This window comes from Moritella sp. (assembly GCF_033791185.1).
In the GTDB taxonomy this organism is placed as follows: domain Bacteria; phylum Pseudomonadota; class Gammaproteobacteria; order Enterobacterales; family Moritellaceae; genus Moritella.
In genome coordinates this window covers 1-6,553 of the sequence record NZ_JASJHF010000197.1, presented here as the reverse complement: position 1 = coordinate 6,553, position 6,553 = coordinate 1, and the positions used below count along the sequence as shown (strand labels likewise).

Sequence of the window (6,553 nt, the reverse complement as noted above, 5' to 3'; positions counted from 1 at the left end):
ACAACACCTTCGATATCATACTCGACAGGATCTTCCGTCGTGATTACTTTCGATTCAATATCATTCAACAGCGTCAGACATCCATACAATGTGGTCGTCTTTCCACAACCGGTCGGGCCGGTAACCAATACCATACCATGCGGTCGGCGAATTAAACCGCGTAAGCGTTTGATCAGTTCCGCTGGCATGCCGGTACTTTCTAACTGGAAAATACCCGCATCTTGATTCAGTAAACGCATCACCACCGATTCACCATACTGCACTGGCATGGTCGACATACGCACATCAATCGATTGATTACGTACATTTAAATTAAAGCGACCATCTTGCGGTAAACGTTTCTCTGAGATATCTAAACCCGCCATCAGCTTTAAGCGTAATACTAAGGCAGGTACAATCGCCACTTCATTCAAGATGTTTTCTTGTAATACGCCATCAACACGTAAACGAATACGTAATGCCTTTTCATCGGGCTCAATATGGACATCCGACGCACCAATCTGTACAGCATCTTCAAACACTGAGTTTAAAAATTTAACCACCGTTGCTTCGTTAGATGCATCATCAACATCGCGAAAAATATCGAATTCTTGCGCAGGTCGGTGCTCATCTTCGAGTTGACCAGCAAATGCTTCAATATCTTTGGTTCGACGGTATAAGCGATCATAAGCTGGTAATAACTGGCTCTCTCGTACAATCGCAAATTCGAGCTGATACGATGATAAGAAGCTGGATATCGCTTCCACTGCATTCAAATCTGCTGGGTCACTTAATGCGATCGTCAACGTTTCACGATCGGCTTTAACCACCAACGCACGGTGTCGGCGGGCATGAACTTCAGGCAATTTAAGCACGGTTTGTGGATCGATGCTCAATGCTGAAATGTCTAAAAATGGAATGTCCAACTGTTGCGATAAGAAGTTCAGTAACTGCTCTTCAGTAATAAAACCCAGATGAATTAACGTCGCACCAAGTTTACGGCCACTCGAACGCTGCTCTTTTAATGCTAAACCGAGCTGTTCGTCACTGATGATGCCTTCACCAACCAGTAGATCGCCCAACCGTTGTTTTAATTTTAATTGCGCCATTACTGTTTCTCCAACTGGGTAATTCGAGTATTAATATAGTTACGTGACGATGCCGACAACTGGCCCATGTTTTGGGCGGTTTGGTAAGCCCTTAACGCCAACCCGACTTGTTTGGCTTTATCTGCCGTAATACCCAGCCCTAACCACCACTTAGCTCGATTAGGCTCGTGCACTGTTAATTTTTTATAAGCCAGCAATGCAGTATCCAAATCACCAAGGTTTTGTGCTAAACCAGCTAGGATCGCATAATAATCTACATTACCGTCGATGTTAGGCTGATGTGGTTTCAGATAATAATAAGCCTGTGGTTTATTGTTATTCTTTAAATAAATACGCGCGAGCATTAACCGAAAATTAGCGTACTCAGGGGAAATACTCAAACCTTCTTGTAACAACGTTACCGCGGATTGGCTACGCTGCTCACCGTATAGCAGTGCAGCTAACTTTTCTCGTGATAAATTATGCTTTTTATCAAAGCTTAATACCTTAGTGAAAAGTTTCTTCGCGCGCTCTTTATCACCAGCAAGCAATGCTGATTCCGCTTGTTTGGCATATAATTGCGCTTGCTGTAGTGGTGTTCTTGTTACCGCTTTAATTAACACTTCATCTTCACCAGCCGTTTCTGGACTTGCCGCTGGCGTTACGGATGCAACTTGTCGAGTAAAGGTCTTTGGCGTTTTAACTGGAATCGGTTTAACCGTTTTTTCTACAGCCTTCTCTATATGAACGACTGCAACCTTGTGATCAGGAATAACGTCAGATGCAATCGGCTTAGGATCTTTCTTCACGCCAGTTGTGACGATTGATGGCGTCTCAACGACTGCGGCTACAGGAGATTTTACAACCACTGATTTGGTCACTACTGGTTCAGCGATTACTGGTTTTTCGAATAATGTCGGTTCTAATCCTGCAGTGCTAACTTGCGGCTGAATATACGGTTTCGCTGCGTGACTTTGTTTTTGCACAAACAAATATCCCGCTAATGCAGCAAACACCACAATGGAGGAAAGTAATAAGATGACGAGCTTGTTATGGCGGTTAGGCGCAGCAACAATTACCGCACCACAGTGTTCAACATCTGCTTGTTGCTGCTGGGCGCCTTTATCTAGACCTTGCAGCATTTGATTAATAACACTCACAGTATTGACTCCCCAAACCACCAAATAACTAAAACCACTTCAATAACTAAAATACTCGCCATGATAGGCAAGCGAAGATTACGCGACTGAATAGCGCTCTCGGTATCTTTTATCGCTAATTTTACCAGCTTTGAATTTATATGACGGATATTTTGACCATAACTTAACATCAAACATTTATGCGCTAATACATTAATTAACCTCGGTATTCCACCACTAGCTTGATGTATTAATCGTAACGCTTTCGCCTCAAACAACGGGGCACCACGATAACCAGATACCGTTAAACGATGCTCGACATAACTGCCCGTCTCATTCATCAGTAAAGGACGCAATTGATAAGAAAAAGTAATACGCTGACGTAATTGACGTAAGTTATCTTGTTTTAAGCGAGTATCTAATTCCGGTTGGCCAAATAGTACAACCTGCATTAATTTCTTACTTTCCGTTTCTAAATTACTGATTAAACGCAGCGCTTCCAAGGTTTCATGCGGCAGCATCTGTGCTTCATCGATCAACAAAACGACTTGTTTATCTTCTGCAGATAACGCGATCAAACGATGATTCAGTGCTTCGGTTAATTGGTGCTGATCTAAACTTGCATCAATACTTAATTCACTGGCAATCGCAGCGCGTATTTCATTGGGGGTTAAATACGGATTCGGTAAATAAGCAATCACATAATGATCACCGAGTTCATTGAGTAATTTACGGCAGATTAAGGTTTTCCCTGTCCCTACTTCACCCGTTACTTTAATAAAACCTTCACCGCTAGCAAGCGCAGTCGTCAATACTTGCAGCGCTTCAAAATGCGGTACCAAGGGATGATAAAATTGCGTATTAGGAGTAAGACCGAACGGAACTTCGGTCAAACCAAAATGAGGCTTATACATTATCCGTGCTCATTTTTTTGTTGGCTTGGATACCATTTCTCAAGTAATTCTGCCGAACGCTCAAGTTCTAAACGCCAGGTATTTTGATCAACAACAATCGGTTTAATTAAGATAATTAACTCTGTTTTTTGCACTGACTGCGATCGGTTAGTAAATAGTTCACCTAACCAAGGGATGTCACCTAAAAATGGGATTTTAGCCACCAGATCTTTATTGGCGGTTTTCATCAAGCCGCCAATCACGATGATCTCACCGCTTTTCGCTTTTACAACAGTATCAGTTTCGCGGACATCACTTTTTGCTAATGGTAATATAATATCCGTGGCGCCAGTGATTGTTTTAGTCGAATCAGTTACGTCAATAATCGATGGATGGACGTGTAACAATACCCCGCCTTCGCTATCAATCTGAGGCGTGACATCCAGCGCAATACCCGAAAAGAATGGCGTTAACTCAATATCCTGATCTGTAGTATCGTTTTCTGTTGACGTCGTAGTGGTATAACCGGTGACAAAATACTCATCACTACCCACTTTAATCACAGCTTTTTGGTTATTTAGCGCAGTCACCCTTGGGCTTGATAATACATTTACATCACCTTGCGTTTTTAACAAGTTAATGGCGGCACTAAAATCATTACCCGCTAAAGTTAAGACACCGCCACCAGTGACGACATCAGCAACATTATCGACAGCAAAACTAAACGATGAGTCACTGGCTACTTTGCCATTATTAACATTCCAATCAATGCCTTGCTCGTAACCATCATTTAAGGTTACTTCCATGATCTTCACTTCAAGTAATACCTGGCGTTGTAATTGCTGCTCCGCTTTCGCAAGAAAATCTTTGATCTTACGAATATCTTTTGGATAACCATGTACGGTGACTAGACCCGCTTGTGGGCTAATGATGACTTGGGTATCGTCTTGATTGGCCGTTAAACCTAATAAGGTGTTCTCTAATTCAGTCCAGTAATCGGTATCTGTTTGCGTTGATATTTCCGTACCAGTACTGCTTGATGACGATGACGAATCCGATGAGTTATTATTATCATCATCTGAAGAACTGTTCGACGATTTATTATCAGTTAAATAACCCGAACTAATAGAACTGTTTGATAAACCATTCCGCTTCATCAATAAATAGTTCATTGGAATAATTTCAGTACGAACTCCAGCACCATTAACACGGTAAGTATTACCATGACGTTTAATATCGTAACCATACATATCAGCAACCGCATCCATGGTTTCAGCTATCGTGACATCATTAAGCACAACCGTAACCCGACCAGACACATCAGGGTTAACCGTCAGATTATATTTAGTGCCTTTTAATAAAGAACCAAAAAATTGACGAGCTGATACCGATTTTGCCGAAATATCCATACGCGGCTCGACAACAGGACGGTTCAACGCATCATTACCGTCAAATGCCGGCAATAATTCCGCATTCACATCATCGGGCACGCTCCAAGTTTCCTCTTGTGCATCAGCACGGTCGAGTTCTGCTTGAATTGACGCTTTGATTACCACAGGCTCAAGTGAGCTACGCGTTGTTTCGCAGCCCGTTAAAAATACACCTAAAATAATTGCAAGATACAACTTTTTCATAATTAAATCTGAGCCTTAATGTTTAATTTTGCTGCCAAACAATGACAATCTAAATTCTTTATCGTTACGTATAAAATACACAAAATCGTCGGTAATTCGGCGCACCTGAAAACCAGAAACCCAACTGCCTGCAGCGACTTCTTTATCATTCATGATGGCAATATGAGTATTATCTCGCACAAAAATAGCTTGTAAACGAGGAACCTGTACCTTGGCTTTCGTTGAGCTGCGCACAATGGGATCTGCAGCCCCCCAAGGACCCGTTGGATCGTCAAGCACATTACCATCAATCACACCTTGCCCAGCTTGAACAAGACTCGAGCTCAATAGAATGAATATTGGCAGTAGTCGTTTAACCACGAATAAACTCCTTATTTATACTCAAGGTATAGATCTCCATTACAACTTCAGCAGTTGGGTATTTTTGCATTTGATAATCAAATACTTCCCAATAGAATTTTTTCGGTAATTGCTCGATAGCATCAAGATACGCTTGAATATCAAAAAATGCCCCAGTCATGGTAATACGTAAACCATGACGATAAAGCAGGACTTCAGAGCCACTTGACTCTAAGACGCGATTTATATCACTTGAAATAGCATCCGATTTAATTAATTCTGCAGAGTTCACCTCTTGACCACTGGCATTGGCCATTTTCGGCTTGGCTTGGCTTTGTTGTTCCTCTGCGGTCTTATTACTATTACCGGTGATAGTCGTCACAGGTAGTGATTCAATGGCAATTAACTTCACTTTTTTGGCTCGACTCAATACATCACCCAACACTAACGCCATTTGGTTTGAGTTAATCAAATCTGCCGTCAAGTCGGTTAATTTACCATTGGCTTGCTTGAGGTCATTTTCAGCGCGTGAAATACGTAATTTGATCACCTTATTAGGATCAGTTGCTAATACTTGCTGTAACTCGGCAATAGTAAAATTATATTGTCGCTGTTGTTGTTCTAACGACGACAATTGCGACGTCAATTGTTTATGACGAGCATAGTTAGGCTCAAGCACAAAACTAAAAATAATATAAATAATGGCGCCAGCCAGCCCAGCGACAATCAACACACGTTCGCGCATTGATAACTGATTAAATTTATCATTCATCGTTAGCCAATGTTGTTTGATCATTGCTTAGACCCCGCAATAGGCGTATTAGTTAAGGTAAAAGCGATAATATCATCGTCATTACGGGTAATATTAAGCTGGCTAAATTCACGGCCTTGCAGTGATTTACCACCCGAAAATTTACCAATCCAACGCGGAATTGCATCATGATTACGTGCAACACCCATTAAGGTCATGCTACTGCCCGCTAAACGAATTTGATTTAAGCGGATATCTTTATCACGTTGCAGCGCTAAATCAGACATCAAGATAGCAAAACCACTGGTTTGAACTTGGGCTAATTTTGACAGCTGCATCAGTAACTGATCACGGTATTGTAAGCGGGTTTTTAATAGTTCGAGTTGTTGTTCTAAAGCCGGATTTTGTACATGACGAGCGACTTTATCTGATAGTTCGTCGACCTTATCTTCCAATCTCCCAACCTGTTGCTTTACGTTGCTGACTTGCTGCACTAGCGTGGTATTTTCATTTTCAGACAATACCGTTAACGTCAGCATCAGCAATAATGAGCCGATAATAACCACAAGCGCATGAGCTAACGCAAAACGTTCTTTCTTTGGCCTAAACGCCTGAGTATATAAATTTACGCGAATCTTCATCACAGTTTTTCCAGAGCGCCGCCAATGGCAGGTAAGAAACCAGTATCCACATTATCACCAATAAACCCATGCTTTAACGGTATTACGGG

General features: G+C 41.7%; 7 protein-coding genes. All 7 read right to left on the bottom strand.

Annotation, left to right across the window (positions count from 1 at the left end; genetic code table 11):
* Positions 1-1,088: GspE/PulE family protein (locus tag QNK26_RS11930; protein WP_319223191.1), on the bottom strand; the 1,088-nt coding region annotated here is incomplete at its 3' end.
* Complete coding sequence (locus QNK26_RS11925) at positions 1,088-2,227, bottom strand: tetratricopeptide repeat protein (RefSeq protein WP_319223190.1); 1,140 nt, start codon at positions 2,225-2,227, stop codon at positions 1,088-1,090. The genes QNK26_RS11930 and QNK26_RS11925, both read right to left, overlap by 1 nt.
* Positions 2,224-3,120, bottom strand: coding sequence for an ExeA family protein (locus QNK26_RS11920; RefSeq protein ID WP_319223189.1), 897 nt, complete (start codon positions 3,118-3,120; stop codon positions 2,224-2,226). Before QNK26_RS11920 ends, QNK26_RS11925 begins: the two co-directional genes overlap by 4 nt.
* Complete coding sequence (gene mshL, locus QNK26_RS11915; protein ID WP_319223188.1) at positions 3,120-4,733, bottom strand: pilus (MSHA type) biogenesis protein MshL; 1,614 nt, start codon at positions 4,731-4,733, stop codon at positions 3,120-3,122. Before mshL ends, QNK26_RS11920 begins: the two co-directional genes overlap by 1 nt.
* Before the next feature lie 15 nt (positions 4,734-4,748).
* Positions 4,749-5,093, bottom strand: a complete 345-nt coding sequence (locus tag QNK26_RS11910) for an MSHA biogenesis protein MshK (protein WP_319223187.1) — start codon at positions 5,091-5,093, stop codon at positions 4,749-4,751.
* Complete coding sequence (locus tag QNK26_RS11905) at positions 5,086-5,868, bottom strand: glucose-6-phosphate isomerase (protein ID WP_319223186.1); 783 nt, start codon at positions 5,866-5,868, stop codon at positions 5,086-5,088. Before QNK26_RS11905 ends, QNK26_RS11910 begins: the two co-directional genes overlap by 8 nt.
* Positions 5,865-6,464 carry an MSHA biogenesis protein MshI gene (locus QNK26_RS11900; protein ID WP_319223185.1) on the bottom strand — a complete coding sequence of 200 codons (600 nt, stop codon included), beginning with the start codon at positions 6,462-6,464 and terminating at the stop codon, positions 5,865-5,867. Before QNK26_RS11900 ends, QNK26_RS11905 begins: the two co-directional genes overlap by 4 nt.
* Positions 6,465-6,553 lie beyond the last annotated feature (89 nt).